23 protein-coding genes are annotated in these 26,592 nt (G+C 64.4%); 4 read left to right on the top strand and 19 right to left on the bottom strand.

Annotation, left to right across the window (positions count from 1 at the left end):
- Positions 1-612, bottom strand: coding sequence for a LysE family translocator (locus tag ACW4TB_RS04640; protein ID WP_279933171.1), 612 nt, complete (start codon positions 610-612; stop codon positions 1-3).
- Between the two features lie 106 nt (positions 613-718).
- Between ACW4TB_RS04640 and ACW4TB_RS04645 the strand changes: the two genes are divergently transcribed.
- On the top strand, positions 719-1,714 hold the full coding sequence (locus tag ACW4TB_RS04645; protein ID WP_279933175.1) for a GlxA family transcriptional regulator: 996 nt from the start codon (positions 719-721) through the stop codon (positions 1,712-1,714).
- Here ACW4TB_RS04645 and ACW4TB_RS04650 read toward each other — a convergent pair.
- Positions 1,681-2,532, bottom strand: a complete 852-nt coding sequence (locus ACW4TB_RS04650) for a CAP domain-containing protein (RefSeq protein WP_012314342.1) — start codon at positions 2,530-2,532, stop codon at positions 1,681-1,683. The genes ACW4TB_RS04645 and ACW4TB_RS04650 overlap by 34 nt on opposite strands.
- A gap of 12 nt (positions 2,533-2,544) precedes the next feature.
- On the opposite strand from ACW4TB_RS04650, the gene ACW4TB_RS04655 reads away from it, so the two are divergent.
- Positions 2,545-2,718 (top strand): hypothetical protein, encoded by a 174-nt coding sequence (locus ACW4TB_RS04655; protein ID WP_190273323.1) that lies wholly within the window; start codon positions 2,545-2,547, stop codon positions 2,716-2,718.
- Between the two features lie 62 nt (positions 2,719-2,780).
- Here ACW4TB_RS04655 and ACW4TB_RS04660 read toward each other — a convergent pair whose 3' ends face one another.
- Positions 2,781-3,392, bottom strand: coding sequence for a cell wall hydrolase (locus ACW4TB_RS04660; protein WP_254467776.1), 612 nt, complete (start codon positions 3,390-3,392; stop codon positions 2,781-2,783).
- Between the two features lie 48 nt (positions 3,393-3,440).
- Positions 3,441-4,358: an AEC family transporter gene (locus ACW4TB_RS04665; protein WP_012314344.1), complete on the bottom strand. Its 918-nt coding sequence runs from the start codon at positions 4,356-4,358 to the stop codon at positions 3,441-3,443.
- Positions 4,359-4,563: 205 nt separating this feature from the next.
- Here ACW4TB_RS04665 and sodC point away from each other — a divergent pair, with 205 nt between their 5' ends.
- Complete coding sequence (sodC, locus tag ACW4TB_RS04670; RefSeq protein WP_012314345.1) at positions 4,564-5,079, top strand: superoxide dismutase family protein; 516 nt, start codon at positions 4,564-4,566, stop codon at positions 5,077-5,079.
- Between the two features lie 6 nt (positions 5,080-5,085).
- On the opposite strand, the gene ACW4TB_RS04675 is transcribed toward sodC, so the two are convergent.
- From ACW4TB_RS04675 to ACW4TB_RS04700, 6 genes are all read right to left on the bottom strand, one after another.
- A complete protein-coding gene (locus ACW4TB_RS04675) occupies positions 5,086-5,685 on the bottom strand; it encodes an START domain-containing protein (protein ID WP_279933180.1) in 600 nt (199 codons plus the stop codon).
- An 89-nt stretch (positions 5,686-5,774) separates the two neighbouring features.
- Positions 5,775-6,611, bottom strand: a complete 837-nt coding sequence (locus tag ACW4TB_RS04680) for a bifunctional allantoicase/(S)-ureidoglycine aminohydrolase (protein WP_012314347.1) — start codon at positions 6,609-6,611, stop codon at positions 5,775-5,777.
- Positions 6,612-6,811: 200 nt separating this feature from the next.
- Positions 6,812-7,483: a class I SAM-dependent methyltransferase gene (locus tag ACW4TB_RS04685; RefSeq protein ID WP_012314348.1), complete on the bottom strand. Its 672-nt coding sequence runs from the start codon at positions 7,481-7,483 to the stop codon at positions 6,812-6,814.
- Between the two features lie 44 nt (positions 7,484-7,527).
- Positions 7,528-8,079 (bottom strand): YbhB/YbcL family Raf kinase inhibitor-like protein, encoded by a 552-nt coding sequence (locus ACW4TB_RS04690; RefSeq protein ID WP_254467778.1) that lies wholly within the window; start codon positions 8,077-8,079, stop codon positions 7,528-7,530.
- Between the two features lie 48 nt (positions 8,080-8,127).
- The gene (locus tag ACW4TB_RS04695) at positions 8,128-8,439 is read right to left on the bottom strand and encodes a hypothetical protein (protein ID WP_279933183.1); all 312 of its coding nucleotides are present in this window, start codon (positions 8,437-8,439) and stop codon (positions 8,128-8,130) included.
- A gap of 112 nt (positions 8,440-8,551) precedes the next feature.
- Positions 8,552-9,844: an MFS transporter gene (locus tag ACW4TB_RS04700; protein WP_012314351.1), complete on the bottom strand. Its 1,293-nt coding sequence runs from the start codon at positions 9,842-9,844 to the stop codon at positions 8,552-8,554.
- 536 nt (positions 9,845-10,380) lie between these two features.
- Here ACW4TB_RS04700 and ACW4TB_RS04705 point away from each other — a divergent pair.
- Positions 10,381-11,256, top strand: a complete 876-nt coding sequence (locus ACW4TB_RS04705) for an AEC family transporter (RefSeq protein ID WP_279933185.1) — start codon at positions 10,381-10,383, stop codon at positions 11,254-11,256.
- A 35-nt stretch (positions 11,257-11,291) separates the two neighbouring features.
- On the opposite strand, the gene ACW4TB_RS04710 is transcribed toward ACW4TB_RS04705, so the two are convergent.
- From ACW4TB_RS04710 to ACW4TB_RS04750, 9 genes are all read right to left on the bottom strand, one after another.
- The gene (locus tag ACW4TB_RS04710) at positions 11,292-11,924 is read right to left on the bottom strand and encodes a hypothetical protein (RefSeq protein WP_012314353.1); all 633 of its coding nucleotides are present in this window, start codon (positions 11,922-11,924) and stop codon (positions 11,292-11,294) included.
- Positions 11,925-12,053: 129 nt separating this feature from the next.
- On the bottom strand, positions 12,054-13,187 hold the full coding sequence (locus ACW4TB_RS04715; protein WP_279933187.1) for an HlyD family secretion protein: 1,134 nt from the start codon (positions 13,185-13,187) through the stop codon (positions 12,054-12,056).
- Complete coding sequence (locus tag ACW4TB_RS04720; protein ID WP_254467781.1) at positions 13,184-14,833, bottom strand: MFS transporter; 1,650 nt, start codon at positions 14,831-14,833, stop codon at positions 13,184-13,186. Before ACW4TB_RS04720 ends, ACW4TB_RS04715 begins: the two co-directional genes overlap by 4 nt.
- Positions 14,834-14,952: 119 nt before the next feature.
- Complete coding sequence (gene uvrA, locus ACW4TB_RS04725; RefSeq protein ID WP_279933190.1) at positions 14,953-17,469, bottom strand: excinuclease ABC subunit UvrA; 2,517 nt, start codon at positions 17,467-17,469, stop codon at positions 14,953-14,955.
- A gap of 62 nt (positions 17,470-17,531) precedes the next feature.
- Positions 17,532-18,626 (bottom strand): type VI secretion system protein TssA, encoded by a 1,095-nt coding sequence (gene tssA / locus ACW4TB_RS04730; RefSeq protein WP_279933201.1) that lies wholly within the window; start codon positions 18,624-18,626, stop codon positions 17,532-17,534.
- A 94-nt stretch (positions 18,627-18,720) separates the two neighbouring features.
- Positions 18,721-19,239 (bottom strand): Hcp family type VI secretion system effector, encoded by a 519-nt coding sequence (locus ACW4TB_RS04735; protein WP_012314358.1) that lies wholly within the window; start codon positions 19,237-19,239, stop codon positions 18,721-18,723.
- Between the two features lie 143 nt (positions 19,240-19,382).
- On the bottom strand, positions 19,383-21,878 hold the full coding sequence (gene tssM / locus ACW4TB_RS04740) for a type VI secretion system membrane subunit TssM (RefSeq protein WP_279933710.1): 2,496 nt from the start codon (positions 21,876-21,878) through the stop codon (positions 19,383-19,385).
- The gene (gene tagF / locus ACW4TB_RS04745; RefSeq protein WP_279933711.1) at positions 21,875-22,783 is read right to left on the bottom strand and encodes a type VI secretion system-associated protein TagF; all 909 of its coding nucleotides are present in this window, start codon (positions 22,781-22,783) and stop codon (positions 21,875-21,877) included. Before tagF ends, tssM begins: the two co-directional genes overlap by 4 nt.
- Entirely contained in the window at positions 22,780-26,586 is a 3,807-nt protein-coding gene (locus ACW4TB_RS04750) for a type VI secretion protein IcmF/TssM N-terminal domain-containing protein (protein ID WP_279933712.1), read from the bottom strand. The genes tagF and ACW4TB_RS04750 overlap by 4 nt, the downstream gene beginning before the upstream one ends.
- Positions 26,587-26,592 lie beyond the last annotated feature (6 nt).

Raw genomic sequence — 26,592 nt, forward strand, 5'->3', positions numbered from 1 at the left:
CTAGCGGCCGAGCGGTAGCGCCACCCCGATCAACGCGAACAACCCCCCACAGCACCGATTGAAACCCTTGCCACCTCTGGCCAGCCAAGGCCTGATACGGAACGCCAACCGCGCCAGCAGGTATTCAACCACGAACTCCACGCTGGCGAAGGTGGCTGCCATGATCAGAAACTGCATGAGCAAGCCGCTCTGGGGGTCGATGAACTGCGGCAGGAATGCGCCATAGAACAGCAGCACCTTGGGGTTGGCCATGGCCGACAGCAGGCCCTGGCGGAACAGGCCGGCATTGCTCGACTGCACGGCGCGCGTGTTCATCTCAAGGTGCAAGGGCGGGCTGCGCCAGAGCGCAATGCCCAACCACACCAGGTAGGCGCCGCCCACCCACTTCAATACCGTCAGCAATGCCGCTGACGTTTGCAGCAGGGCCGTCAGGCCGAACATGGCCAGGCCGATCAGCGCACTGAAGCCGAACACGCCGCCAACGATGGTGAACAAGGTGCGGTGAGCGCCATACAGCGCGCCATGGGTCAGTGCCAGCAAGCTGTTCGGCCCAGGGGTCAGCGACAGGCCGATGCTTGCCAGCAGGTAAATGAGCCAGATATCCAGAGCCATATAACGCGCCTTTTTCGATCAGTGTTCAGGTTTCCAGTCTAAGCGACGGCGTGGTTGGGGCAGGGTATTATCTGGACATTCGAAGGTACTTTCTGGACATCCTTGCATGGTCCCCGATATTCGCCTGCTGATCCTGCCCTTGCCGGATTTCGCGTTGCTGCCCTTCGGCGCATTTCTCGACAAGCTGCGTTTCAGCGCCGATGACGAAAACTACAGCCGCCAGCGCTACTGCAGCTGGACACTCGGCGGGCTGACCGGGGAGCCTGTGGTTTCCAGCAGCGGCGCGGTGGTGCAGGTGGAGGCGATTACCGATTCGCTGGCGCTGGAGGGTTTCGATTACCTGGTGCTGTTCGGCAGCCGCAACGCGCAGGCCACTGCCGGGTTGGCTCCTCGCTATAAAAGCCTGCTCAGGCGCGCGGCCAAAGCTGGTGTGAAACTGGTCGCCATCGACAACGCGGTTTTCCTGCTGGCGGCCTGTGGTTTGCTGGAGGGGCACAGGGTGGTTGTGCACTGGCGTCACGAAACCGAGTTCCGGGCAATGTTCCCGCACCTTAAGGTACTGCGCGAGCAGCTTTACAGCATTGATAGGGCCCGAATTACATGCGCTGGTGGCACGGCAGCCATCGACCTGGCGGTGGCGCTGCTGTCAGATGCCTGTGGCCGCGCTCGCGCGCTCAAGGGGTTGGCCGACATGTTGGTGGATGAGTCCCGTGACAGCCGCCATGCCCTGCGCTCGCTGGAGGCCGGCGCAGGGCAGGGGCGCCAGGTGCAGCGCGCGCTGGCGTTGATGCGCCACCACATGGGGGCGCGCCTGTCCATCGAGCGATTGGCGGCAGAGCTGGCTATCAGCCGACGGCAACTGGACCGCCAGTTCCAGGCCAGCCATGGTATGAGCGCCAAGGCCTGGTGGCTGGAAATGCGCCTGCAACAGGCCCGCTGGCGGCTGTGCAACTCCAGCCATGGCCTGGCGCAGATTGCCGAGGAGGTAGGGTTTGCAGATGCCAGTTACCTGGGCAGGCGCGTACGACAGCGCTTTGGTTGCACCGCGCAGGCGCTGCGCAAGGGGGCTCACTGCGGCGTGCCGAACAACCCTGTCCAATAGATGCCCGCATCACTCTTGGGGTCCACTGCATAGGCAGCCCCCATTTCGCGGAAGTCTGGGTTCATCAAGGTTGCGCAATGCCCAGGGCTGGCCAACCAGCCATCTACCACCTTTTGTGCCGAGTCACGCCCGGCTGCGATGTTCTCGCCAATCTGCTGGTACAGGTAGCCGGCCAGTTCGGCACGGTCACCCGGGGTGCGGCCGTCGTGGTCGATGTGGTCGAAGAAATTTTGGTTGGCCATGGCCCGTGTATGGTTGGCCGCCACCCCCGCCAGCGCGGTGCTCCAGCCAAGCGCGGGTGCTGCGGCGAAGGGTTGGCCGCCGCATTGTCGCGGTGCCTTGCGCGCAGCGTTGATCGCCTGCAGCACATTTTGCCCCTCAGCCTGCCAGTCGCCCAGGCGCCCGCTGAGCAATGGGCGCGCCAGTACGATGCGCCAGTCGCGGCCTTCCTGGCTGACGCCAATGTCGACGAACTGCGGGTCGAGCACCACCTGGCAGAAGCTTTCCTGGATCGCATGCATGGCGGCTCGGGCGTCGCGTGGGCCGGACAGGCTGATCGCCTGTACGTTGACCATGGGGTAGGCCGCGCGGGTCATGGCCTGCTGGAGGTCGCGTGTACCTTCGGGCGACAGCGCCAAGCGGGTGTCGCTGTTGAGCGGCGGCAGCTCAAGCGATGCTTCATCGCCGCAGGGTTGGGCCTGGCTGCGGTAGGCATTGATCGAATCGATCAGTTGCGCCTCTTCGCCGTTGGCAGCCAGGCTCGAAGTCGAAACGGCCAGGCTTAACGACAAGGCGGCAACGGATGACAGGACGCGCATGTGGATCTCCCTGTGACTGGCAGCGTCTTGGTATGCGCTGCTCATCCTACACAAGCCCAAGGCTTTTGGCCCGGTGTCGTGCAAAGCAATGAAAACACCAGCAATGGCTTGCAGGCGACAAAAGAGGTGGTAGACCGCGTGCTGCCGGAAAAGTGCGATGAGTTGCCAATCAATGCCGGGGCTTAAGTTCGACTGCACGCCGTGAGTAAACGTTCGTCGGTGTTAGGGGCTGTGCAACAGTCACCGGCTCAGCGCGCCAGCGCCGGGTTGGGTTTGTAGAACAGAAAGAGCCTTGTCTGGGCGGTCCTGCGGTAGGCTTTGGCCCAGTCGGGGCGCACTGTGCGGTCATGAAAGTAAAGCGCGCCACCGGTGGTGTCTTTTAGCTGCTGGTTGAGCGCCTTGCGCGCGATTTCCTTGGCGATGTCATAGCGCTGCGGCTCCTCTACCTGGTCGGAACGCCCGTCACACCACCAGGAGAACTGGCAAGACTTGCTTTCAACCCCTTGCTTGACCACACCACAGATGGTGTCGGGGAAACCGTCCTTGCCGAGGCGGTTGAGCACCACGCTGGCCACAGCGCTCATGTCTTTTTGATCGGCACCTTTGGCTTCCCAGTAGATCGTGCGTGCCAGGCAGGTGATGCTGTCGTCCAGCGGCGCCTGGCCTGCCGGGTCGACTGCCTTGACTTCACTGGGCGTCAGGGTTTCGGTTTTTTTCGGCGGTGGCGCATCGTCGGCCACCTTCTCTTCAAGTACCTCGGCCTTGTCCTCTGCAACAATGGCCTTGGCAGTGTCGGCGGCATTCAATGGGCCTGCAAGCAGGGCCGAGGTGAAGCCGATCACCATCCAAAATAGGCGCATGGTCCAGGTCCCGAAGTGTGTGCTGATCCTCAGTCTAGCCAAGCGTATTCAGTTGAGCGAAAGCATTAACATCAAGGGTAGGGTCACCGCAGCGGCCACGGTCTGCAAGGCAATGATGGTCGCCATCAACGGTGCGTTGCCGCCCATTTGCCGCGCCATGACATAGGACGACGATGCTGTAGGCAATGCCTGGAACAGCACCGCCACCACTGCCGCCTGGCCGCTAAGGCCGAGCAGGCGGCACAGGCCCCAAGTGGTCAGTGGCATGACCAGAAACTTGAACGTCGAGGCCGCCAGCAGGGGGCGTACCTGCTGGCCGACGCTGGCGCCGCCCAGTGCTGCGCCGACACACAAAAGGCCCAGGGGCAGGGCGGCCTGACCCAGTGCCTTGACTGTTGGCTCGATGCCAGCGGGTAGCCCCAGCCCGGTGACGCGCAGCAGCAGCCCGCCAGCGCACCCCACGATCAGCGGGTTGGCGAAAATCGCCCGCAGCACGGTGGCCGGGGAGCTGTGGCGAGCGCTGAAGCGGGCGAACACCAGCACGCAAAGCAGATTCACCAGGGGCACGATTGCGGCATTGGCCACCGCAGCCAGGGCGATGCCTGCACTACCGTAGAGCCCGGCGGCCAGGGTGGCGCCAATATAGTTGTTGAACCGCACTCCACCCTGGAACACCGAGGTGAAGTCTGCGCCATCGTGATTCACTGCACCTTGATACAGCACCAGCAGCGCGGCGCCGAGCAAGGTTGAGAGCATCAGCACGCCGACCATGCCAAGCACCGGCACACCGTCGAGGTTGGCGGTGGCCAGGCCATGAAGGAACAGCGATGGCAGCAGCACGTAGTAGCTCAGGCGTTCGGCACCTGGCCAGAAGGTTTCAGCAAGAAAACCGCGTACACGCAGCAATGTGCCCAGGGCGATCAGCAGGATGATGGGAACCAGCGTGGTCAGCAGAAGGTGAAGCATGGGCGGGATCCAGGGCCGGGTACAGCCACAGGTTAGCGTGGCTGGCGGGTTGGTAAAAACGCTTATTTCGGCCTTGAGGGATACGCCGACGGGTTCCGGTAGGAAATATTTCATTCTGTGGCTGGATGGAATGCCTGCAAACCTGTGCAGTCACACCTGTTATGTGGGTATGACACCCGCTCACCTCAAACCATGGAGATACAACATGAAAGCACTGGTATTCAGCGCCTTGCTGGCCTCGGCCGGCCTCGCCCAGGCAGCGCAGACCGTGGAACTGAAGCTGGCCGCCCCGGACGGCCCGGGCAAAGTGATCGGCACCGTCAGCATCGAGCAGAGCAAGTACGGCGCCGTGCTCACCCCGGACCTCAAAGACTTGCCACCGGGTGTGCACGGCTTCCACCTGCACCAGAAACCTTCTTGCGCACCTGCCGAGGAAAATGGCAAACCTGTGCCTGCAGGTGCAGCGGGCGGCCACTGGGATCCGGACTCGACCAATGCACACAAGGGCCCTTACGACGACAGCGGTCATCGCGGTGACCTGCCGGCGCTGTATGTGGGCGCAGATGGCAAGGCCAATTACCCGGTACTGGCGCCACGCCTGAAGGCTTCGGACTTCAAAGGGCACGCGCTGATGGTGCATGCAGGGGGCGACAACCACAGTGACCACCCCGAGAAGCTCGGTGGCGGCGGTGCACGGGTTGCTTGCGGGGTAGTCCAGTAGGCTGCCTCAAGGCTGGCGCTCGGCCACAGCCCGAAGGGTTCGCAGCGTTACCACCGGCGCATCCACCACGAAGCGGTTGGCCAGCCAGCCTGGCACATCCCCGGCCGGATCGGCCTGCAGCTGATAAGTAACCTCGGTCGTGCGTTCGCCCAGCGGCTTCATGACCCACTCGCCACTCAGGTGCTGTACGCGGATCAGCCCCGGCTGCTCCGGCAGTTTGTTCGGCTCGGCACTCAAGTGGCGCACCAGGGTGCCGTCGTCGAGCCGTTCGCTGGTGACTTTGAGGATGATGTCGCGCGGCAGGGTAGGCCATGGCAAGTCGGTGGTCAGGTAGACCCAGGTGCTGTCGCCCGCGACCTCCAGCAGGCGCATCTGCTCGCAGGCATACAGCCATTTACAGGCGACGCGCAAATTTTCCTGCAGGTCGGTGAGGGTGCGCACGCTGGCCTGCATGGTGCTGACCCCGCGAAACTGTTGATAGGGTGAGCCGGTCACGCCGCGCAGGTACACGCGAATGCCTTCGCGGTCGTAAGCCAGGTCCCAGTCATCAGCGGCTTGCACGCAGGCGCAGGCCAACAGGGCGGCGAACAAGGTACTGCGGTTCATGGCGTGCACCGCGAAGTGGGTAGGCCCTTGAGTATGTGTGGCAAACACAAAGCCCGCCAGGTGGCGGGCTTTGCTACAGCATTCAGGGCTTAACGCTGTGGGTTCAGCGTCAGGTGCACATGACGGTTCACGTCTTTGTACAGCAGGTAGCTGAACTTGCCTGGGCCGCCTGCGTAGCAGGCTTGCGGGCAGAATGCACGCAGCCACATGAAGTCGCCCGCTTCCACTTCGACCCAGTCCTGGTTCAAGCGATAGACCGCCTTGCCTTCCAGCACGTACAGGCCGTGTTCCATGACGTGGGTTTCAGCGAACGGAATCACGCCGCCCGGCTGGAAGGTCACGATGTTGACGTGCATGTCGTGGCGCATGTCGGCCATGTCGACGAAGCGGGTAGTGACCCAGCGGCCTTCGGTACCCGGCATTTCGATGACGGTGGCGTTGTCGCGGTGGGTAACGAACGACTCAGGGATATCCAGGCCTTCAACCTTCTGGTAGTGCTTGCGCAGCCAGTGGAAGGTGACGTTGGACTTGCTGTTGTTGCGCAGGCTCCACTCGGCGCCCGGGGCGAGGAATGCGTAACCGCCCTGGCCCAGGGTGTGGTGCTTGCCTTCGACGGTGATGTCGATTTCGCCTTCGACGACGAATACGACGGCTTCGGCATTGGGGTCCAGTTCAGGACGCTCGCTGCCGCCTTCCGGGGCCACTTCGACGATGTACTGGGCGAAGGTTTCGGCAAAGCCGGTGAGTGGGCGGGCGATGACCCACATGCGCATCTTGTCCCAGAACGGCAGGTGGCTGGTGACGATGTCACGCATCACGCCTTTGGGAATGACGGCATAGGCTTCGGTGAACATTGCACGGTCAGTCAGCAGCTCGGTTTGAGCCGGGTGCCCACCGTGGGGGGCGAAGTAGGAGTGATTCGACATGAACGATCTCGACTTGTTGTTCTCTCCCCATGCCTTGGACCACACCGGCCGGTGCGTGCAGGGGATGCACGGACAGCATAGGGGCCAGCCCCGCGCATCCACAAATTAAATGTTGGAATGCGCGGTATTTAGTTACTGAATGTGAGCCAGCTACGCTGTGCACGCCTTGGCCAAGGGGTTGCCCCGGGCTATGTGCGCAGTCAATCAAACCGATCAGCCACCAGTAGCAATGACTGCGGTTCTGTACTCTGTGGGTGTTGCGGCTCCTGCAGGCTCACCAACTTGAGACCTGCCATTTCCAGCGCGTTCAACCAACTGGCCAGGGTGCGGAAGTACCACGGCATCGGCCGCCAGTTGCCGGCAACGCCGGCAAACGATTCCTCGCGCCAGCCATCCTGGTAATCCCCGTGCGCCTCACTCCAAGGGTGCAGTGTCTGGATCACCAGCGCACCGCCGGGTGCCAGCAGTGCGTTGACCGCCGCCAGCAGCGGGATGATGTCCTGGTGCAGCAAGGCGAAGTTGCTGCAAACCAAGTCGTAACCTGTGCCAATCGGCACCGCGCCGTCGCACAGTTGCCGGTAGCTGGCCAGGTGCACCTGTGGCGAGCCGGCTGCCCGGGCCGCCTCAACCAGCGACGCATCGCCATCCACCCCGGTGGCGTCGATGCCGCGCTCGGCCAGGGCGCGCAGGAGCCACCCCTCACCACAACCCAGGTCGAGAACACGTTCAGGCTGGCGGCCCAGTATCGCTACCAGGATGGCTTGATCGGTGACTTGCCGGCGGCTTTCGATGGCGCCACTACGCACGGCTTCGATCCAGCTATTGGCGTTTTGCTGCCAGCTCAGGCGCAGGGCTGCTTCAGGTGAGGGCACGATGGCCTCCGGGTTTGCCTGCGAAAAAACCGGCGCCTTCAACCTCAATGTCCATACCGGCCAACCAGGCTCTGCGCACCCAAGGCATGCCCTTGCAGCAACTCCATCAGACCATTGCGGTCCAGCCCCTCGGGCAATACGCCGATGGGTATGTCAGTCGCTATGAGTGTCAACGCATAGTGGTGCGGGTTATCCCCGGCTGGCGGGCACGGCCCACGGTAGGTGAGGGTGCCGCGCGAATTGCGGCCCACGGTCACACCCTTGGTGGTCAAGGCGTACTTGCCTTCTTCCAGGCTACCCAGTTCAGGGTCGATGTTGTAAGCGACCCAGTGCACCACCCCGATACCCTTGCCGCCGTCCGGGTCGAACATCACCAAGGCCAGCGAGCGCGTGCCGGCAGGCAAGTTCGTCCAGCTCAACTGTGGGGTACGCTCCTCGCCCGCACCGCAGGCCGGGTCGGGCCCGACCTGCTGCAGGGCGATGACACCGCCATCGGTGAAAGACGCTGAGCTGATCGACAGCGCACCGGAGCCGCTGCCCGCGGCCAGCACAGTGCCGGGCAGCAGCGCGGCGAACAGCCAGGGTTTGAGGTTCATGACGATTCCTTGGCAGGGCGACTCGCCGCAGTGTAGCCCAGGCTGCCGTCAACGGCTGTCCTGGTCCTCGGCGGTGCCACCGGTATGCCCGGCGCCAGACCCCGTTGCTTCGCCAGTACTGTTGGAGCCGCCTGCGGCGCCATCGGCCGCATCGCCGCCGGTGTCGGCGCTGTCGTTGTCCTGGCTGCTGCCGGGGCTGTTGACGCTGCTGCCCTCACCGGCAGTCTTGCCGCCTTGCTGGTCGGTTTTCGGGTAAGCGTCGGTGTTGGTGTTTGAGGCATCGGAAGCAGCGAAACTGGTGGCCGAGCCCAGGCCCAGGGCAAGTGTTAGGAGCAGGGGGAGTGGACGAATGCGGATCATGGCGAATCTCCTGTCAGGATGATCTGTCATTCGTTTGGCTGGCCAGTGATGGCGGGGTGCCCTTGGGGCGACGGGCGGTCACCATCAGGGGCTGCTCGCCAGCCCCCTGGGTTCAGTGCGCGTTGACGCCTGAGGCCTGAGCCTCTGCCGGCTCCAGCGGCGGGTGCTCCTGCGCCGCCTGCTTGAGGTCTTCGGTCACCCGCAACTCGGCACCGGTCGGCGAGAACGTGGTCGAGGCAGTGAACGGTGCCGGGTGCTCCGCCGCCGGGCGTTTGCCCCGGCGCCACAGGAAAAAGCACACCATGCCCAGGTTGACCACGGCGAATGCCCAGAACAGCCCGGCCTCGCCAAACTCGGTCATGGCCGGCGAAATCGCCAGCGGGGCCATGGCCGAACCCAGCGAGTTGATCAGCAGCAGGCCCTGGATCATCGGCACCAGTGCATCGGACGGGGCCCGGTCGGCCGCATGGCTGACCGCAACCGGGTACAGCGCGAACACCCCACCACCGAGCAAAAACAGCATCACCGGCAGCAACGATGACTGCGACGGCAGGAACACGGTGATCAGCGACAGCACCACGCACAGCGCCGCCAGCGCGATCAGCACATCCTGGCGGTCCTTGCGGTCGGACCAGCGCCCCACCGGATACTGCAGCAGCATGGCGCCGAGGATTACCCAGGCCATCATGTTGCCGACTTCACCCACGTCCAGGCCGATGCGCTGCAGGTACAGCGGCAGCAAGGCGTAGATCCCGGCAATGGCCACGCCCGAGCCGAAGCAGCCGACCAGCCCGGAAGGCGCCACACCCAGCAACTGGCGCGGTTTCAACGGTTCGACCTGGTCCAGCAGCGGCGATACACGTGGCAGGATCACGATCGGCAGCACCGACAACGCGGCGAGCATCCCTGCCAGCATGAACGGAGCGCTGTCACCCAGGTGAGTGATTTCGCCCAAACCGGCCTGGGCAATCACCCCGGCGCCGTAGAAGGCAATCATGTACAGCGCCAGCAATCGGCCGCGGATTTTCGCATCGCCCGCCAGCAGCAGCCAGCTCTCGATCACCAGGAACACACCGACCGCAGCCCAGCCATTGATCAGGCGCAGGATCGACCACCAGGTGGTGTCGTAGAAAAGGCCCTGCAGCAGGATGGTCGCGGCGATCAGCGCGGCGAAGCTGGAGTAGGCGCGGATATGGCCGATGCGCAGGATCAGCCGGTCGTTGAAGATCGCGCCCAGGGTCAGGCCCAGGAAGTAGCTCGACGAGACGATACCGATCATCGTTGCCGATTCACCGGCAGCGCCAAGGCGCAGGGTCGTCAGGGAAGACATGAAACCGTTGCCCAGGGCAATGATGAAAAGCCCGAGCAGGGGCGCCAGCGCCATGGCCAGCAAACGCGCAGACATACAAACCTCAAGTTGGAGTGGCGGTTGGGAGCGCCTTTTCGAACGCGCACGCCAAACAGGCCCAATGAGGGCCGCAAGGCTGCACGGGTGTGCCTGGGCTGGATGCGACCTGGGCAAGACTCAACCGCTGGCCGCACAAAGAGCTGGGCCGGGCGGGGTCGGTTGAGCCTATTTCACATGGACGGGCATGTGGTCAGGCACGGACTCTGTCGTTGCTGCCGGTTGCCACCGTTCAAGGCGACGGGCGAAAAGGAGGCGCGATTCTACGGCCTTCGAGGGGTTTGCCCAAGGGGGTGTAGAGTGCGACGGGACGCCGCAGGTCGGAATACTTCGGCTTTGTGTCGGGAGCCGACATTGTGTGGGGCTGCTTTGCAGCCCAATCGCTGGCAAGCCAGCTCCCACCCCGACAGCGTGATCCCAAGCATACTGCTGTCCCTGTGGGAGCCGGCTTGCCGGCGATAGGGCTGCAAAGCAACCCCGCGATGTTGAAGGCTGCGGCATAATGTCGCCCAAACGCTCCAAGGAAGGCCTACCCCATGCTCGCTTCACTGTTCGCCGTTCTGGCCCCGGTCTTCATCGTCGCCGGCATCGGCTACGCCTGGGCCCGCAAGGGCCTGGACTACCCCACGGCATTCGTCGCCCGCATGGTGATGACGGTGGGCACCCCTTCGCTGGTACTGTCGACTCTCAGCCGCACCGAGCTGGATCCGGCAGCCTTCACCAGCATGGCAATCGCCTGCCTGCTGTGCACGCTGGCGATGGCGTTGGGCGGCTGGCTGGTGTGTCGTGCCTCGGGCCAGCACTGGCGCGTGCTGATGCCGGCGTTCATGTTCCCCAATACCGGCAACATGGGCCTGCCCATCAGCCTGTACGCCTTCGGCGAGCATGGGCTGGCGTTGGCGGTAGCGTTCTTCCTTACCCTGTCGATCGTGCAGTTCACCCTCGGCATGGCCATCGCCGGTACGGCGGCCTCGTTCAAGGCGCTGCTGCGCAACCCCATCGTCATCTGCCTGGCTGGGGCCATGCCGATCATCTTCCTGGACTTCGAGCTGCCGCGCTGGCTGGCCAACACGGCAGACCTGCTCGGTGGCATGTCGATCCCGTTGATGTTGCTGACCCTGGGTGTATCGCTGGCGAGCATCCGCGCGCAGCACATTGGCAGCGGCCTGGTGCTGGGCGGCCTGCGCATCGTGCTGGGGGCGGCGGTGGGTTGGGCAGTGGGCATGGCGCTGGGGCTGGAGCAGATGGAGCGCGCGGTGCTGATGCTGCAGTCGGCCATGCCAGTGGCGGTGTTCAACTACCTGATGGCAGTGCGCGCCAACCGTGAGCCGGAGCAGGTAGCCAACCTGGTGATGTGCTCGACAGTGCTGTCGTTTGCCTGGTTACCGCTGGTGCTGGCCTGGTGGCTGTGACGGGGCCGGCCCCGCGAAAGGGCCGGTAGGCACCCTCATTTATCAAACAGGCGCTCGTGCACCCAGCCCTTGTTGGTCAGCACCATTGCCCTTGTCTCCCTGGCCGGGGTCTGGTTGGTGGCCACGGCCTCAGCCAGCAGGCGTATGTTCGTTTGCACTTCGTTGTTAGCCGCCCAGGCCGGCAGGCCGGTGATCTTGTAGGTATAGGTGACGTTGGAAATCGTCTGGCCCATCACCTCACCCGGTTCGGTAAACCGCTCGATTGCAGTGACCTGCGCCTTGCCGAAACACAGCCCGCCGCGGGTGCTGCCGTTGAGCATCTTCTGCGCATCGGCCTTGTAGTACTTGCGGCCTTCAGCGGTAAGGTCGTAGGCGTAGTAGATGTCGGTGCGTGCCGGTTGCCACAGGCGTTCCGGCACTTCGGTGCGGGAGATTTCCTTCTCGCTGACCACGCCGACTTGCGCCAGCGCATGCAGCGCCTTGTTGGTGCCGTTGGTATCGAAGTCCTGGGTCTTGGCGGGGAAAGAAGTGACCACGAAACAATGGGGGTACTGGGTGTCGAGGTAGGCCTGCGCTGCTTTCTGGAAATGGGTTTCGCTGGTGTCCGTGGTGTCCGAGCAGCCGGCCATAGTGGCCAGCAGCGCCAGCGGTACGAGCTTCCTGTACATGATCAAGCGTCCTTGGATGGCGAAGATAAAACCGGTGGGTCAGAATTAGAACCCACGGGCTAGAGCGGCGCAATCGTGGCAGGACGGCATCTCGACGCGGTTCTCAGATTCACCCCCGCGCGGGCCCAGTCATTTTTCGTCACGGGTATCGATACTCACCACCACCGACATCCCCGGGCTCAGGCGCCTCGCCGCTGGCTGGTCGGCATCGACGGTGATCCGCACGGGTATCCGCTGGGCGATCTTGACGAAGTTGCCGGTGGCGTTGTCGGCCTGCAGCAAGGCGAACTCGGAGCCTGTGGCCGGTGAAATCTGCTGCACATGGCCCCGCAGCTTCAGGTGGTTGAGGGCGTCCACGGTGAAGGTCACCGGCTGGCCGATGCGCACATTGGCCATCTGGGTTTCCTTCATGTTGGCAATCACCCACACGGTATCGGGCACCAGTGCCATCAGTTGTGCGCCGGAGTTGACGTAAGCGCCCAGGCGGGTACCGATCTGCCCCAGCTGGCCGTCACGCGGCGCAGTGACCCGGGTGTTGTCGAGGTCGATGCGGGCCAGCTCCACGGCAGCCTTGGCGTTTTCAACCGAGGCCTCCAGCGCGGCGCGGTTGACGATGACCGTCTCGCGGTCCTGGCGGGCGATGGCCAGCGCGGCCTTGGCCTGGGCGAGGGTGGCGACGGCGGCGGCCTGGCTGGCGCGGGTAACGTCCAGGTCGCGGCGCGACACCGAGCCATCGCTGACCAGCGCCTGGTTGCGGCTGAGGTCGGCGCGGGCCTTTTCCGCCTGGGCCTTGGCATCGCCAATGGCGGCCTGGCGCTGGGCGATGGTGGCTTCGGCGCTATTGCGCTGCTGCAGGTTGTTGGCCAGCGCCGCCTGCTCCTGTTGCAGTTGGGCGATGGCCTGGGCCAGGCGCTGTTTGTAGATGCGGTCGTCCAGTTGCACCAGCAAGTCGCCGGCCTTGACGAACTGGAAGTCATGCACAGGCACATCGACCACATAGCCGCTCAGTTGCGGCCCGATGATGGTGACCTGGCCGCGTACCATGGCGTTTTCGGTACTTTCGATGGCACTGCCGAACGGCGGCAGGCGCCAGGCATAGAGCACCAGCAGGATGCCGGCCAGAGCCACGCAGGCGAACATGACCGAAGACAGGATGCGCACCCGTCGCGTGCGCACCGGGCTGGTCGGTTCGCTGGGCGGTGCGGCGCCTTCCGGGGTTTCGGCAAGGGCAGTGGTGGTGGTTGTGCGGGTTGGGTCGGTCATCGGTTGGCAGTACCGCTGGTGGAGTCGGGTGAAGCGGCCTGGCGGGCTGTGTACCACAGCCAGGAACCGCGGATGCAAATCCAGATCATGGTGAGGATAGCGATGCTGCCGATCAGCATGAACACATCGTTGTAGGCCATGACGTTGGCCTCACGCGTGGCCGCGTTGGCCAATACGCGCAGCCCGGCCTCGCTGCGCAGGGCCGGGTCGGCGAGGATGCCGGCATAACCGCCGCCACCGCTTTGCACGCGGGCGTTGACCAGCGGTTCGAGGTAGCTGAGGCGGTCGACCAGGTGGCTGGAATGGAATTTTTCGCGCCAGGTCTGGAAGGTACCCAGCAGCGCGGCGCCGATCAGGCCACCGAGGTTGTTGCAGATGCCGAACAGCACCGAGAAGCTCACCAGGTTGCGCGGGTTGGCGCGCACGTGGCTGATGCCCAGGGCCATGGACGGGCCGAGGAAGAAGGTACTGCCAAAGGCCAGCAGGAACTGGCTCAGGTACATCTGCGCCGGCCGCGTGAGGTTGCTTGAGCTGCTGTCCATGAACGCCCCGGTGGCCATGGCCAGCAACGAGATGAACAGCGGGATCACCAGGTGGTTGGGGCTGATGGTCAGCGCGCTGCTGGCCAGGCCCGCCACCGCGCCGAGCAGCATCACCCAGTACAACGTGCGCATCTGCTCGCTGCCCATGTTCAGCACTTGCAGAAAACCCACGGCGCCGGTGGACTGCTCGGAGGTGACCATACGGATCAGGATCACGCACAAGCCCAGGCGGATGATCGCGCCGCTGCCCAGCCACCGCGTCATCAGCAGCGGGTTCTGGCGGTTGTGCTCGATGGCCAGACCGCTGAACACCAGGGCGATCGACGCTGCCAGGGCGACCCCTATCCATGGCGCCTCCAGCCACCACTCGATGCGCCCCAGCGACAGGGCGGCGCACAGCAGGGCGGTGCCGCTGGCCATCAGGGTGAAGGTCAGAAAGTCCAGCGGCTCGAAGGTTTTGAAGCGGTCGCCAGGGGGCAGCTTGAGTAGCAGAACGCAACCGAGCGCGGCCAGCGCCAGGCCCAGTTCGAACAGGTACAGGCCGCGCCACTCAGCGATTTGCAGCAGGTCTTCGGAGAAAATCCGCGCCAGCGGCAGGGCCAGCTGCGAGGCACCCAGGCCCAGCACCATGGCCTTGAGCCGCCACTGCGCCGGGAACGCCTGGATCATGTAGTACAGGCCCAGCGAACTCAGCGCGGCACCCACCATGCCGTGGGCGGCCCGCACAGCGATGGCCGAGTTTAGGTCGTTGACGAACAGGTGGGCGAAGGTGACCAGTGCGTAGAGCACCAGAAACACTTCGGTGAAGGCGCGCAGGCCGAACTGCTGGCGAAACTTGACCAGCAGCAGGTTGATCGACACGTTGGTCATCACGTAGGCAGCAGGCAGCCAGGCCATTTCTGCGGTGGTTGCGCCCAAGGCACCCTGCAGAAACACCAGGTTGGCGGTGACCAGCGCGTTGCCCAGGCCGCCGGTGATCGCCACCAGCAGGCCGACCACACCGAAGGCCAGGCGTTTGGCCGGGGTATGCAAGGGCGTGGAAGGGGAACCGGGCAGGCTCGGCTTTTCGTGCGGGAGCCACTGGTGAGGGGTGTATTTATCCATGGCGCAGACTGTACCCACAGGCCCTACGGCCAGCAAGCCGGCTCACTGGGTTTGCGCTGAGCTTGAGAGCAGCGGGGTACTTGTGGGCCGGCTTGCCGGCGATAGGGCCAGTACAGGCGCTAAAGGGCTCTGGCCAGAAACTCGGCTGTGCGGCTTTCACCGCACCCCGCAACCTCCCGAGGCGTACCACTCACCACCACCGTGCCCCCCGCATCCCCAGCCCCCGGCCCAATGTCGATCACCCAGTCGCTCTGCGCTACCACGCGCATGTCATGTTCGACCACCACCACACTGTGCCCGCCGTCGAGCAGGCGGTTGAGCTGCACCAGCAAGCGGTCGATGTCCTGCGGGTGCAGGCCGTTGGTGGGCTCATCCAGCACATACAGCGTGGCGCCGCGGGCGGTGCGCTGCAGTTCGGTGGCCAGCTTGATGCGCTGCGCCTCGCCGCCGGACAGCTCGGTGGCCGGCTGGCCCAGGCGCAGGTAGCCCAGGCCTATGTCCTGCAGCACCTGCAGGCAGCGCCGGGCCGGAAGCTGTTCGGCAAACACTTCAAGCGCCTGGTCGACGGTCAATTGCAGCACCTGGGCGATGGTCATGCCTTGCCATGTCACGGTCAGCGTCTGTGGGTTGTAGCGTGCGCCGTGGCAGGTCGGGCAGGGCGCATAGACGCTGGGCATGAACAGCAGCTCGACACTGACGAAGCCTTCGCCCTCGCAGGTCGCGCAGCGGCCCTTGGCGACGTTGAACGAGAAGCGCCCGGCATCGAAACCAAGGGCCTTGGCCTGCTCGGTAGCGGCGAACAGTTTGCGCACATGGTCGAACAGCCCGGTATAGGTGGCCAGGTTGGAGCGTGGCGTGCGGCCGATGGGTTTCTGGTCGACCTGCACCAGCCGCTTGATGCACTCCAGCCCCGCGCTCACGCGCCCGCTGCTGGGCTGCTCGGGCGCGTCTTCAAGGCTGTGTTCCTCGGGCTCGGCCGGCTGTGCGGCATGGCCCAGGTGTGCACTCACCAGCTCCAGCAAAGCCTGGCTGACCAGGCTCGACTTGCCCGAGCCGGAAACGCCAGTGACCGCGGTGAAGCAGCCCAGCGGAAACTGCGCACTGAGCTCACGCAGGTTGTTGCGGGTAATGCCTTCAAGCCGCAACCAGGCCTGCGCCGGGCGTGGTGTGCGGCTGGCCGGCTGTTGCCCGGCGAACAGGTAGGCGCCGGTGCGCGACGCCGCAACCTGTGCAAGGCCCGGTGGCGGGCCGCTGTAAAGCACCTGGCCGCCGTGTTCACCCGCCGCAGGGCCGACATCTATCAGCCAGTCGGCCCTGCGCATGGTGTCCAGGTCGTGCTCCACCACATACACCGAGTTGCCCGCCTGTTTTAGCCGCTGCAGCGCCTCGAAAAGCGCCTCGCTGTCGGCCGGATGCAGCCCGGCCGACGGCTCGTCGAGCACATAGATGACGCCAAACAGCTGCGAGTTGAGCTGGGTGGCCAGGCGCAGGCGCTGCAGTTCGCCCGAAGAAAGCGTCGGTGTGCTGCGCTCCAGGGCCAGGTAGCCGAGCCCCAGGTCAATCAGCGGCGCGATGCGCTCCAGCAACTCGTGGGCGATGCGCTGTGCGGCCAGGCGTTTTTCCAGCGTCAGGGTGTCTTCATGCTGCTCCAGGTAACCGGGCGCCGCCACTGTGCGCAACACCTCGGCCAGTGCCTGCAGCGGCAGGCGCGACAGCTCGCCGATGTCGCGGCCGGCGAAGGTGACTGCCAGCGCTTCACGCTTCAGGCGTTTGCCCTGGCACAGCGGGCAAGGGCTGGGGCGCATGAACTGGGAGACGCGTTTGCGCATCTGCGCACTCTGCGAATGCATGAACGTGTGCATCACATAGCGCCGGGCACCGCTGAAGGTGCCCTGGTAGCTGGGTTCGAGCTTGCGCTTGAGCGCGGTGCGGGTCTGCGCCGGGGTGAGGCCGGCGTACACCGGTACGGTGGGGGTCTCGTCGGTGTAGAGGATCCAGTCGCGTTGCTCTTGGGGCAATTCACGCCAGGGGATGTCGACGTCGTAGCCCAGGGTCACGAGAATGTCGCGCAGGTTCTGCCCTTGCCAGGCCATTGGCCAGGCTGCCACCGCCCTTTCACGTATAGTTAGCGACGGGTCGGGGACCATGGTCGCCTCGGTCACCTCATAGACCCGGCCCAGGCCATGGCATTCGGGGCAGGCGCCCTGGGGCGTGTTGGGCGAAAAGTCCTCTGCATACAGCATCGGCTGGCCCGCCGGGTAGCTGCCGGCTCGGGAGTAGAGCATGCGGATCGAACTGGACAGGGTGGTGACGCTACCCACCGACGAGCGCGCACTAGGGGTACCGCGTTGCTGCTGCAGGGCCACGGCTGGCGGCAGGCCCTCGATGGCGTCGACATCCGGCACGCCGACCTGGTCGATCAGGCGCCGGGCATAGGGCGCGACCGACTCGAAGTAGCGGCGCTGGGCTTCGGCGTAGAGGGTGGAGAAGGCCAGCGAGGACTTGCCTGAGCCAGAGACGCCGGTGAATACCACCAAGGCGTCGCGCGGGATGTCGACGTCGATGTTCTTGAGGTTATGCTCACGGGCGCCACGTACGCGGATGAAGCCTGGCGGGGTGGGGTGGCGTGGTGGCATGGGGCTTTCCTTCGCGGGGGGCAAGCCTCAAGTTTGCACCATTTGTGCGGGTAGTGCAGGCCTCAGGAGCGCTGCTCACGTGTCCCCAGCACGTCGCGGATGTTGTCCACCACATTACTGTCCTTGATCACATCGCTCAGCCAGCCCTCGAGCGGCATGTTGCCCCACTTGATGGCGCGCTCTATCAGGTACGGTACCGGGCTTTGCGGCTCGGTCTGTTTGAAGAACTGGGCAATGCCGGCGAGCATCGTGAAGGCTTCGTCGCGGGTCAGTGGCGTGGTGCGCATGGGCGCAGGCGCTGCGGCCTGAACGGGCGTATTCATAGGTTCACCTGGCTCGCTTGCTGCGCTGAGGGTGACGGCAGGCTCTGGCTCTGCGGCGACAGGGTGCAGTTCGATGCCGCGGTCCTTGAGCAGTTTCTCTGCCAGTTGGCTGGCCCGCGACAGCATGTCGGCGAGGCTGGCAAAACTTGGCGCTTCGGTACCGAACAGGCGGTCGGTGGTCGCTTGCAGGCGTTGGCAGGCCTGCAGGCTGGCGGCAATCTCCACCGCTTTGGCCTGCAGGTGCTCGGTGTCGCTGAGCACCACCGAGCGCTGGAAGATCTCGGCGTTGATCTTGCCCTCATTGAGCGCGGTTTGCATCGCCTTGGGGTTCTGCAAGGCAAGGTTTTCTACATGGCGTGATTCGTCGTAACGCAGCACGCCGAAATTCTGCCCTTGGGTAATGGGCAAGCCACCGACAATGTCGGTGAGGGTGGTCTTGAGCCAGGACAGCCGCGCAGCGCGCTCGTCCAGGCCGTCTTCGAGTGACGGGTAGGCGGTCTCCCAGAATGTTTCCAGGATGCGTTCGCACAGGGTCAGGCCGAAGGTGATGCCTTGGAAGTGATCGCGCTGGGCCAAGCCTTCGTTGAGCCAGGCGACCAGCATCAGGTCCTTGCTCTGCTGCGCAAGCCCTTGGGCCGACAGGTTGATGACCTTTTCCCAGTCGGCGGTTTTCAGGTCGGTCTGCCAGTCGCCCTGGGTCAGGTAGTCAGGGTCTGCCCGGCGCGCCTCCTTGATCTGGTCGAACAAGGCAGAGAAGCTCAAGTCTTCGCCGCTGCCACCGTCGATCGGCGCGGCCAGCTCGGCCAGCGAAAGGCCGTTGAGGAATTCAGGCATAAAACACTCTGATCAGGGGTAAAGAGCAACGTGCCGGGAGGCCCGGCACGCCGCAGGGTATGGGCCGCTTGCGCGGCCCAGGCCAAACAAGTGCTTAGGCAAACACTTTGTTCGCGGTGCGGTCCCAGCCACCGACGATGTTGCCGCCAGCCTGGCCGTCGGTACGGTTCTGCTGGGTGTAGGTGGTTTTGATGCGGGCGAAGTTGAAGCTGATTTCTTCAATCGGCAGGTCGCTTACCGCCTTGTCTTCACCGCCCTGGTTGCCACCGGCGACGAACTTGACCGAGGACACCACCACTTCTTCCATGTCGATGGTCAGGTAGGTGACCTTGTCACCACCGGCACGGTTGACGTTCAGCTTCAGCTTGGCGATGTGCTTGCCGGTGCAGCAGTGCTCGAACAGTTTGGCCGAGGCCTTGTCGACTGCCTTGCGGATCTTGAAGTCGGTCAGCGACACGCGCTCGGAGGATGCACCGCCCGAGGAGCTGGCAGTGGCCGAAGTGGCCTGGGTGGCGCCGTACTCGTAGCCCAGCACTTCGATCCAGTCCTTGTGTTTTTCATCCAGAACTTCGCCCGGGATGCCGTCGATTTGGATATACGCGTCAAATGCCATTGTAAAACTCTCCATTAACATCAATTAAAGGCCGCTCATGCGCCCCTTCGTGTTGACCTCGCCGAACCTGTCAGCAGAGGTAGCTTGCCGCCACCCGGGCCTCCTCCTGTGAGGCCCGGGTGGCCGGTTCTTGCAGCGCGGCCTCAGTTGAGCCCGCGCACTTCGATTTCCACCCGCCGGTTGGGCTCCAGGCACTTGATCAGTTGCGCCCGCGGTTGTTGCATGTCGCAGTTGACCAGCGGTTTGCGGCTGCCTTCGCCCTGTGCACTTACCAGCTCGGCGGGTACGCCCTTGCCGACCAAGTAGGTGCGGATGGTTTGCGCCCGTTGCCGGGAAACCTGCAGGTTGCCTTGGGCATCGCCGAGCTGGTCGGCGTGGCCCGAGATGATGATCTTGCCGATGTTCGGGGTGTTCAGCAGTTTGCTGGCGATAGCGCTCAGCTGGTTCTGGCCTTCGCTCTTGAGGCTCTGGAAGTCGGCGCGGGCAAAGGCGAACAGGGTGTCGGACTCCAGCGTGATGGTTTCGATCGAGCGCAACGACTGGGTCAGCAGGCTGTTGATGTAGTTGCGCGAACTGGACATCAGGAACGCGTTGTCGAGGATGCGCGGTACATCGGGTTCACGGATCTGGTCGCTGTAGAACACGATCTGGCGGCTGGCGTACAGGTAGTCCTGGTTGGCAGGACTTTCGCCGCCGGCGGCGTCCATGCGCTTGCCGGTGTGGCGGGCGATGGCCGGGTACCAGTAGTCCGGTAACCTGGCCTTGAGCAATGCCGGGTCGGCCTTTTCCCGCTGGGCAGGTGACAGCATCACGTAGGTGTCCAGCGCTGCCTTGCCGAAGTCGGCGATCGACTGGGCACGGTTGTCATGGGGCAGGGCTTCTGCCTCGACACTGTCGACACCGGTCACCGGCTGCAACTCACGGGTATTGCGCTGGTAGACCTTCAGTGTGGTCAGCAGGTACAGGGTGCGTGTCAGGTTGTCTGCCGTGGGCTTGAGCATCACGTTCTGCAGGGTGGCGAAGTAGCGCGCACGCAGTACCGGCTCGACCGCATGGCCCTGGTACAAGCCCAGGCGCATGCCCAGCGGCACGGCCTGGTCGTGGTGCTGCTGGTAGTAGTGTGCTGCCCAGAAACGCAGGCGGTCGAGGCTGTGCCAAGGGGCGTAATGGCCAGGGTTGGCCTGGTCTTCGCGCTTGGCCTGGGCAAGTTCGGCGGCCATGGTGTCGAGGGTGTTGCGGTTGTTCATGTACGACCAGCCCCACAGGCTGCACAGCAGCAATCCCGCCAGGCTGGCGGCACCCACCCAGGCGGCCTTGCGCTGGCGTTCACGGCGGTTGCTGGTGTACACCGCCACCAGGTGCTGGTCGGGGATTATCACCTTGCGGAACAGGCTGTTGATGAAAAGCGGTGCCGGCTGGCTGTTACCCCCGCTACGGTCCTGGCCATGCGCCAGGGCGAAACGCTCGGCGACATGCTGGCCATGGCTGCCCCACAGGGCGTCGTCGGCTTCCAGCGCTGCGGTGAAATAGAAACCACGCAGCAGTTCGGCGTTCTGGTACGGGTTGGCCCGCAGCAGGCTGTCGACGAATTGCTGCAAGCGTGGCTTGAGCGCAGCCAGCTCGAGCGGGAAGCGGTAGGCGGCATTGTTCTTGCGGGTTACCTGAATATCCTGCTGCATCAGTTGCTGGCTCGCCACCTGCTGCCAATAGCCGGTCAGCTCGTCCATGGCCTTGCCGAAGCGCTGGCCCCAGTCGGCTTGTTCATAGCCTTTGTGCGAGAACGTCTTGCCCATCACCTCACCGCGCGCTGCGTCATCCAGCTGGCGGTAGAAGGGTGTGAAGCCCGGGATCAGGTCGCATTTGGTGAACACCAGGTAGATGGGCAGGCGTACTTCCAGCAGGGCGCAGCTTTCCTGGATACGCTCGCGCAGGCGCTTGGCCACACGCTCCTGGTCTTCGGCCGAGCCATGCAGGATATCGGCGATGCTGACGCTGACGATCAGCCCGTTGAGTGGCCGGCGCTGGCGGTGCTGGCGTAGCAGCTGCAGAAAACCACGCCACTTGCCGGCTTCCTCGGGGCTGTTCATGTAGCGGCCGGCGGTGTCCAGCAGCACCGCTTCGGAGCTGAAGAACCAGTCGCAGTTGCGCGTGCCGCCCAAGCCTGCAACCCGCGCACCTTCGCGCTCGGCGTAAGGGAAATTGAGCCCGGACTGCAGGATCATGGTGCTTTTGCCGGCGGCCGGTTGGCCGATCACCAGGTACCAGGGCAGGGCGTACAAGGCGTCCTTTGCAGGGGTGGCGCGTGGTTTGTTGCTGTGCAGGCGCTCGATGCTCTGCAGCAGGCGCTCGCGCAGCAGGCTGATTTCTTCGCGGTCGGCCGGGGTGGCGTTGAGTACCGCCTGGTCTGCGTCATCACGCAGCAGCGCCTCAAGGTTGTGGTGCTGGCCTGCGCCACGGTAAAGCAGCAGTACATAGCCCGCCGACAGCAGCAGGAACACGCCAATGCCCGCGAGCAGGCTGTGCAGCGAGGCAAAACCCAGGGCACGGCCCAGGGCCCACACCACGAAGATCGCCAGGAAGAAGGCCAGCCCCAGGAGGTAAGGTTGATAGCGCAGGCAGTAGTACTTGATCTTGTTCATACAGGCGTCGCATCCAACGCATCGACAAAGCGGTCGATGACGTGTTCTAGAGGTCGGTCGTAGTCGTGCACGGGCGTTTGTGGCGGCAACGGGTTGAGCAGATCCAAGCGTTGGCCGGCTGCGGCCGTGCCGCTGAGCAGGCGATACGCTGTGCCGGTATGGCGCGACGGGAAGCAGTACAGCCGCGGGTGCATGAAATCGTCGGCCAGCAAGGTTACCGCCGGTACGTCATGGCGCCTGGCAATGCGCGTCAGCCAGGTCAGCCACAGGTCGGCGGTGGGGTTTTTCAGGCCACGCTCGGCCGGCAACGGCAGCTCGATACCGCCGTCGAAGTCGCCGTGCAGCGCCAATTGCGTAGCCCGCAAGCGTGCCAGCGCGGTAGCACCGTCGAAGGCCGGCCAGGAGCCCTTCAGCGCACGGGCGATGTCGCTGAAGCTGAAATCATGCAGGAACTTGCCGTGCACACGCCGGAACAGGTCCAGGTCCTGGGCCTGCAGCGGGCGCAGGGCCTTGATGCGTTCGAACAGGCTGGCGCACTCGGCGCCTTGCACGGCCTGATGCAGCAACGGCTTGATTTGCGCACTGAACAGCTCGCCGAGGGTGAACGGGTTGAGCAGCGTTTCACCTTCTTGGCCCTTGAGCAGCTGGAAGATGAAGAACGGGTAGCGTCGGGCACTGGCATCGCGGGAGCTGAGCAGGCCGCCCAGCAGCCAGTTGCCATTGCGCGCGCGGTAGCAGAAGAAGCACATCGGCAGAGCATCGAACAACGCCTGCCAGTCCTCGCGGTGGCGCATTGCCGCCAACGAGGCCTGTAGCCAGGCGTCGAACTCGCAGACTTCCTCCGCCGCGCCATGCAGGCTGACGAAGTCTGCGCTCGACGGCAGCTTGCCGAAGCAGCCGATCATTGTGCGCCCCTGCCAGCGTCGTTGAGGGCGCTCAGCGCCTTGACGTCGCCCAGGTCGGTGAGTTTGACCCCGCCGAAGTTGCGCACCACCAGGCTGACCCGGCCATTGGCCGTGTTCCAGCTGAAGCGCTGCTGGATGCCGTCCAGGTCGTCGACCCGGGCGCTTTCGTTCATGCGCAGCAGGCCCCAGCGCCCCGGGAAGTCGAACACGGTGATGCGTGCACCGCTGAGGGTGACCACGTCCAGGCGTGCGCCCGGCGTGTTGTTGGTGCCTGGCCAGGCAAAGCGGCTCCAGCTGCTGCGGCCGTTGCGGTAGTGCTGCTCCTGGCCATCAAGGGTGAACACAATGTCGGTAAAGTTGGCCGACGGCTCAAGCATGATCTCGAAGCCGTTGTCGCGGTCCGACAGGCTGGCGATCACCTGACCCACGTTGCTGGCCTTGTCGATGCTGTTGAGCATCCCCGGGTTGACCAGCGCCGGCGCCTTGCCGTTGCTCAGGCCCAGGCCTTCACCGCCGGACAGGTTGCCGATCTCGTTGCGCTTGAAGGTCGGCAGCAGGCCGCTTTCGGGGTCGACGAAACGCTGCAGGTCCTTGACCGAAGCTTCGTTGCGGCTGCCGGTGGCGATCGGGTAACGGTGCGCCATGACCTGCTCCCAGGGCTTGGCGATCTGCTGCTTCCAGGCTTTGGCGATCTGTTGGCCGGCCGGGTCGCGCAGGGTTTCCCAGGCGTACTGGATCGGCAGGCTGAACAGGCCCTGCAGCGAACGCGACAGGCCGTCCTGGCTGGTGTCGACGCTGGTTTCCACGTAGTTGCGCACGGTGGTCACTTCGCTCGGCTGGCCTTCCAGAGTTTCGCTGATCAGCTGCTTGCTGCTTTTACCGACATCCTGCGAGCGCTGGATGTTGTTCATGCGCACCTTGAGCTTGCGCAGCGCGGCCAGGTAGCGGTCCATGATGGTGCTGTCGGCGCCTTCGGCGTTGTTGGCTGCGAACACCCGGGCGACCGGCTCGAAACGCTTGGCCAGGCTGCCGTCGTCCACGGCCGGCAGGCTAGGGGCCAGGGCTTCAGGCGCCACGTCCTTGGCTTCGTCGATCAGGCCGGTGACCTTGCTCCAGAAGCCGTCCGCGCGGGCATTGCCCGTAGGCGTGGCGTCGCGCTTGACCGGCAAGTCCCACTGAGTGTTGTCATTGACCGCTGCCAGCAGGTTCTTCACCGGCGAGTTCTGCACATCGCTGAGCAGCCCGAGGTGTTCTGTGGCCGAGGCCAGGTCGGCGAAGTGGCGCACGCCCACGCTGCTGACCATCTTGTACCAGGCCTGGGTGTAATCGCGTTTGTAGCGGGCCATGAACTCGCGCACGAAGTTGGCTTTCTGCACGATGGCATCGCCGCCTTCGCCGTCGAGCACCCAGTCCGACTCGTTGCGCAGGTTGCCCGACACCAGCTTGATCAGCTCGGGCTTGACGAAGGTGTCCCAGCCCTGGCGGGTATAGATCGCCGGCACGCCGGCAGAGCTGTACAACAGGTTACGGCCAGGCGTTGGCACCAGGTCGTTGAGGCTCAGCGCCGGGAACTGGCGGCTGGACTCCAGTTGCAGGCGCAGGTATTCGCGATCCACCAGCGAGCTGGAAATCATGAATGCCTTGAGGTTCTGCCGGGTTTCGTCGATCAGTTGTTGGTTACGTGGCAGCGACGGCGCCTGGCCTTGCTCCAGCAATTGAACGTACAGAGGGGCGTTTTCGCTGATGACCGCTGCGTCGGTGGGGGAACCTTGGGTTGCGGCGCCTGCCCAGGCCTGCGGCAGGCTGGCGGCGACGAAGGCTGGGTCTGGGTGGGCTTGTGGCTCGGTCAACAGGAGGTACAGCTTGAGGGTGTTGTAAGCCTCGATGATCGACGCCACCTGCTGTTCGTCCAGGCGTCCGAGCATCTCTTCGGACAGTGACAGGCCGCCGGTGGTGGCGGACAACTCGGCCGCGTCGCTGGCCGTGGCCAGGTTGACCTTGGCGGCGTAGGCGCCGGCACGGGTTTTGGTCAGGGCCGCTTGGGCCTTGGCCGCCAGGCGAGGCGTCAACGGTTTGCCATTGCGGCTTTTCGGCGCCGGGGTGAACTCCAGCTCCTGGTTGATGCCGCTGGCAAAGGTGTTGAACGCACGCATCTGCACCTGCAGGCTGCGGGCAATCGGCTCCAGTGCCTGGCTGCGCAGTTGCGCCAGGTAGGCGTTGCGGGCCACCTGGTGAATCGCCTCGCCGTGGTACAGGCCGGCGCTCAACTGCAGCGGTACACCCTGCTGGCGATGCGCCTCGACCGTCGCCATCTGCCCGCGCAGCACTTCCAGGCCTTTACCGGCAGCCAGCAGCTGTGCGCGGTCATCGGCGCGTTCGATCTCGGCCAGTTGGCCACGCAGGCTGTCCAGCCACTGGCGGTTGTTGGCGAACGATAGCGCCTGCCAGCCGATAAAGGCCACCCCGGCGGCAGCGGCCAGGCCCAGCAACAGGGGGCTGAAGCCTGCCTTGCGGCCCAGGCGCGACTGGTACAGGGTCAGGTCGCGGTCGGGGAAAATCACCTGGCGGAATGTGTCGGTGATGAAGTAGCTGCGGTTGCCCTGCGTGTGGCTGGCCGGCTGGGCGCCTTCGTCGTGGGCCGCTTGCAGGGCAAAGTTGTCGGCGATGACGTCTTCGTACACCTGGCCCAGTTGCTGCTCGGTCTGCAGCGCACTGGTGAAGTACAAGCCGCGCAACAGCAGCGGGGCACCGCCACCCTGGCCGCGGGTGAAGTGCTCAAGGAACTGCTCCAGCACGCCATTGAGTTCTGCGAAGTACTGGGGGAAGTTGAGCAGTGTGCTGTCGGCATCTGCGCCGAGGCTGATCATCTGCGCATCGACGTGGCGGCGGATGTGGCTTTGCAGGTTTTTCAGGCGAGTGTTGAGCACCGCCTGCAAACCGTTGTTGCGGATTTCCGACAGGCCAAAGGTCATGCCCAGCGGCTGCTGGCGCTGGTGCAGGTCCAGGCCTTCGAAGGCCTGGTTGAAGCCGGGCAACTGGTCGGTCTTGCTCAGCATCAGGTACACAGGCGGGTTGGTGCCCAGGCACTCGGCGTATTCCTCCACGCGCGCCACCAACTGCGCGGCAAGCGCGTTACGCCCGTCGCTGTTGGCCGCCAACAGTTCAGGCAGGCTGACCACCAGCACCAGGCCGTTGATCGCTGCCTTGCCGCGTTGCTTGCGCAGCATGCGCAGGAAGGCTGAAAACTCGCTGGCAGACTGATCGTCGCGCAGGTAACGGCCTGCGGTGTCGATCATCACTGCGTCGGGGCTGAAATACCAGTCACAGTGCTGGGTGCCACTTTCGCTGTCATTGGCGGTGGCGATGCTGGCCGAGAGGCCCGAGTGGGTCAACAGCGAGGTTTTGCCTGCAGCCGACATGCCGATCACCAGGTACCAGGGCAGGTCGGACAGGGCCGCCTTGCCACCGCCACCGGCGGAGCGGTCGGTACGCAGCATGGCGATGGCATGCTTGAGGCGCTCGCGCAGCACTTGCTGGTCGCGGAATTCACCGGTGGCGTTCCACGAGCGATCGACCTCGATCTGCAGCAGGTTCTCCAGGTTATGCTCGGCGCGGATGCGCTGGTACTGGCGCAGCACGATCACCAGCAGGAAGCAGGCGCTGATGATGGCCAGCGCTTCGGGCACATGGTGGCGCAGCCAGGGCACCAACGGTGCCACCAGCCAGCAGATCAACAGGGTCACCAACCACAGCAGTGGCAGGAGAATCCAGAAACTCTTCAACAGACGCAGTAATGTTTTCATGTCTTC

The sequence above is a fragment of the Lelliottia jeotgali genome, from assembly GCF_977070485.1.

Bases quoted from the DNA above. Each gene is read 5' to 3' on its own strand.
- ACW4TB_RS04640 (WP_279933171.1), bottom strand. From the start codon at position 612: ATGGCTCTGGATATCTGGCTCATTTACCTGCTGGCAAGCATCGGCCTG.
- ACW4TB_RS04645 (WP_279933175.1), top strand. From the start codon at position 719: ATGGTCCCCGATATTCGCCTGCTGATCCTGCCCTTGCCGGATTTCGCG.
- ACW4TB_RS04650 (WP_012314342.1), bottom strand. From the start codon at position 2,532: ATGCGCGTCCTGTCATCCGTTGCCGCCTTGTCGTTAAGCCTGGCCGTT.
- ACW4TB_RS04660 (WP_254467776.1), bottom strand. From the start codon at position 3,392: ATGCGCCTATTTTGGATGGTGATCGGCTTCACCTCGGCCCTGCTTGCA.
- ACW4TB_RS04665 (WP_012314344.1), bottom strand. From the start codon at position 4,358: ATGCTTCACCTTCTGCTGACCACGCTGGTTCCCATCATCCTGCTGATC.
- sodC (WP_012314345.1), top strand. From the start codon at position 4,564: ATGAAAGCACTGGTATTCAGCGCCTTGCTGGCCTCGGCCGGCCTCGCC.
- ACW4TB_RS04675 (WP_279933180.1), bottom strand. From the start codon at position 5,685: ATGAACCGCAGTACCTTGTTCGCCGCCCTGTTGGCCTGCGCCTGCGTG.
- ACW4TB_RS04680 (WP_012314347.1), bottom strand. From the start codon at position 6,611: ATGTCGAATCACTCCTACTTCGCCCCCCACGGTGGGCACCCGGCTCAA.
- ACW4TB_RS04690 (WP_254467778.1), bottom strand. From the start codon at position 8,079: ATGAACCTCAAACCCTGGCTGTTCGCCGCGCTGCTGCCCGGCACTGTG.
- ACW4TB_RS04695 (WP_279933183.1), bottom strand. From the start codon at position 8,439: ATGATCCGCATTCGTCCACTCCCCCTGCTCCTAACACTTGCCCTGGGC.
- ACW4TB_RS04700 (WP_012314351.1), bottom strand. From the start codon at position 9,844: ATGTCTGCGCGTTTGCTGGCCATGGCGCTGGCGCCCCTGCTCGGGCTT.
- ACW4TB_RS04705 (WP_279933185.1), top strand. From the start codon at position 10,381: ATGCTCGCTTCACTGTTCGCCGTTCTGGCCCCGGTCTTCATCGTCGCC.
- ACW4TB_RS04710 (WP_012314353.1), bottom strand. From the start codon at position 11,924: ATGTACAGGAAGCTCGTACCGCTGGCGCTGCTGGCCACTATGGCCGGC.
- ACW4TB_RS04715 (WP_279933187.1), bottom strand. From the start codon at position 13,187: ATGACCGACCCAACCCGCACAACCACCACCACTGCCCTTGCCGAAACC.
- ACW4TB_RS04720 (WP_254467781.1), bottom strand. From the start codon at position 14,833: ATGGATAAATACACCCCTCACCAGTGGCTCCCGCACGAAAAGCCGAGC.
- uvrA (WP_279933190.1), bottom strand. From the start codon at position 17,469: ATGCCACCACGCCACCCCACCCCGCCAGGCTTCATCCGCGTACGTGGC.
- tssA (WP_279933201.1), bottom strand. From the start codon at position 18,626: ATGCCTGAATTCCTCAACGGCCTTTCGCTGGCCGAGCTGGCCGCGCCG.
- ACW4TB_RS04735 (WP_012314358.1), bottom strand. From the start codon at position 19,239: ATGGCATTTGACGCGTATATCCAAATCGACGGCATCCCGGGCGAAGTT.
- tssM (WP_279933710.1), bottom strand. From the start codon at position 21,878: ATGAACAAGATCAAGTACTACTGCCTGCGCTATCAACCTTACCTCCTG.
- tagF (WP_279933711.1), bottom strand. From the start codon at position 22,783: ATGATCGGCTGCTTCGGCAAGCTGCCGTCGAGCGCAGACTTCGTCAGC.
- ACW4TB_RS04750 (WP_279933712.1), bottom strand. From the start codon at position 26,586: ATGAAAACATTACTGCGTCTGTTGAAGAGTTTCTGGATTCTCCTGCCA.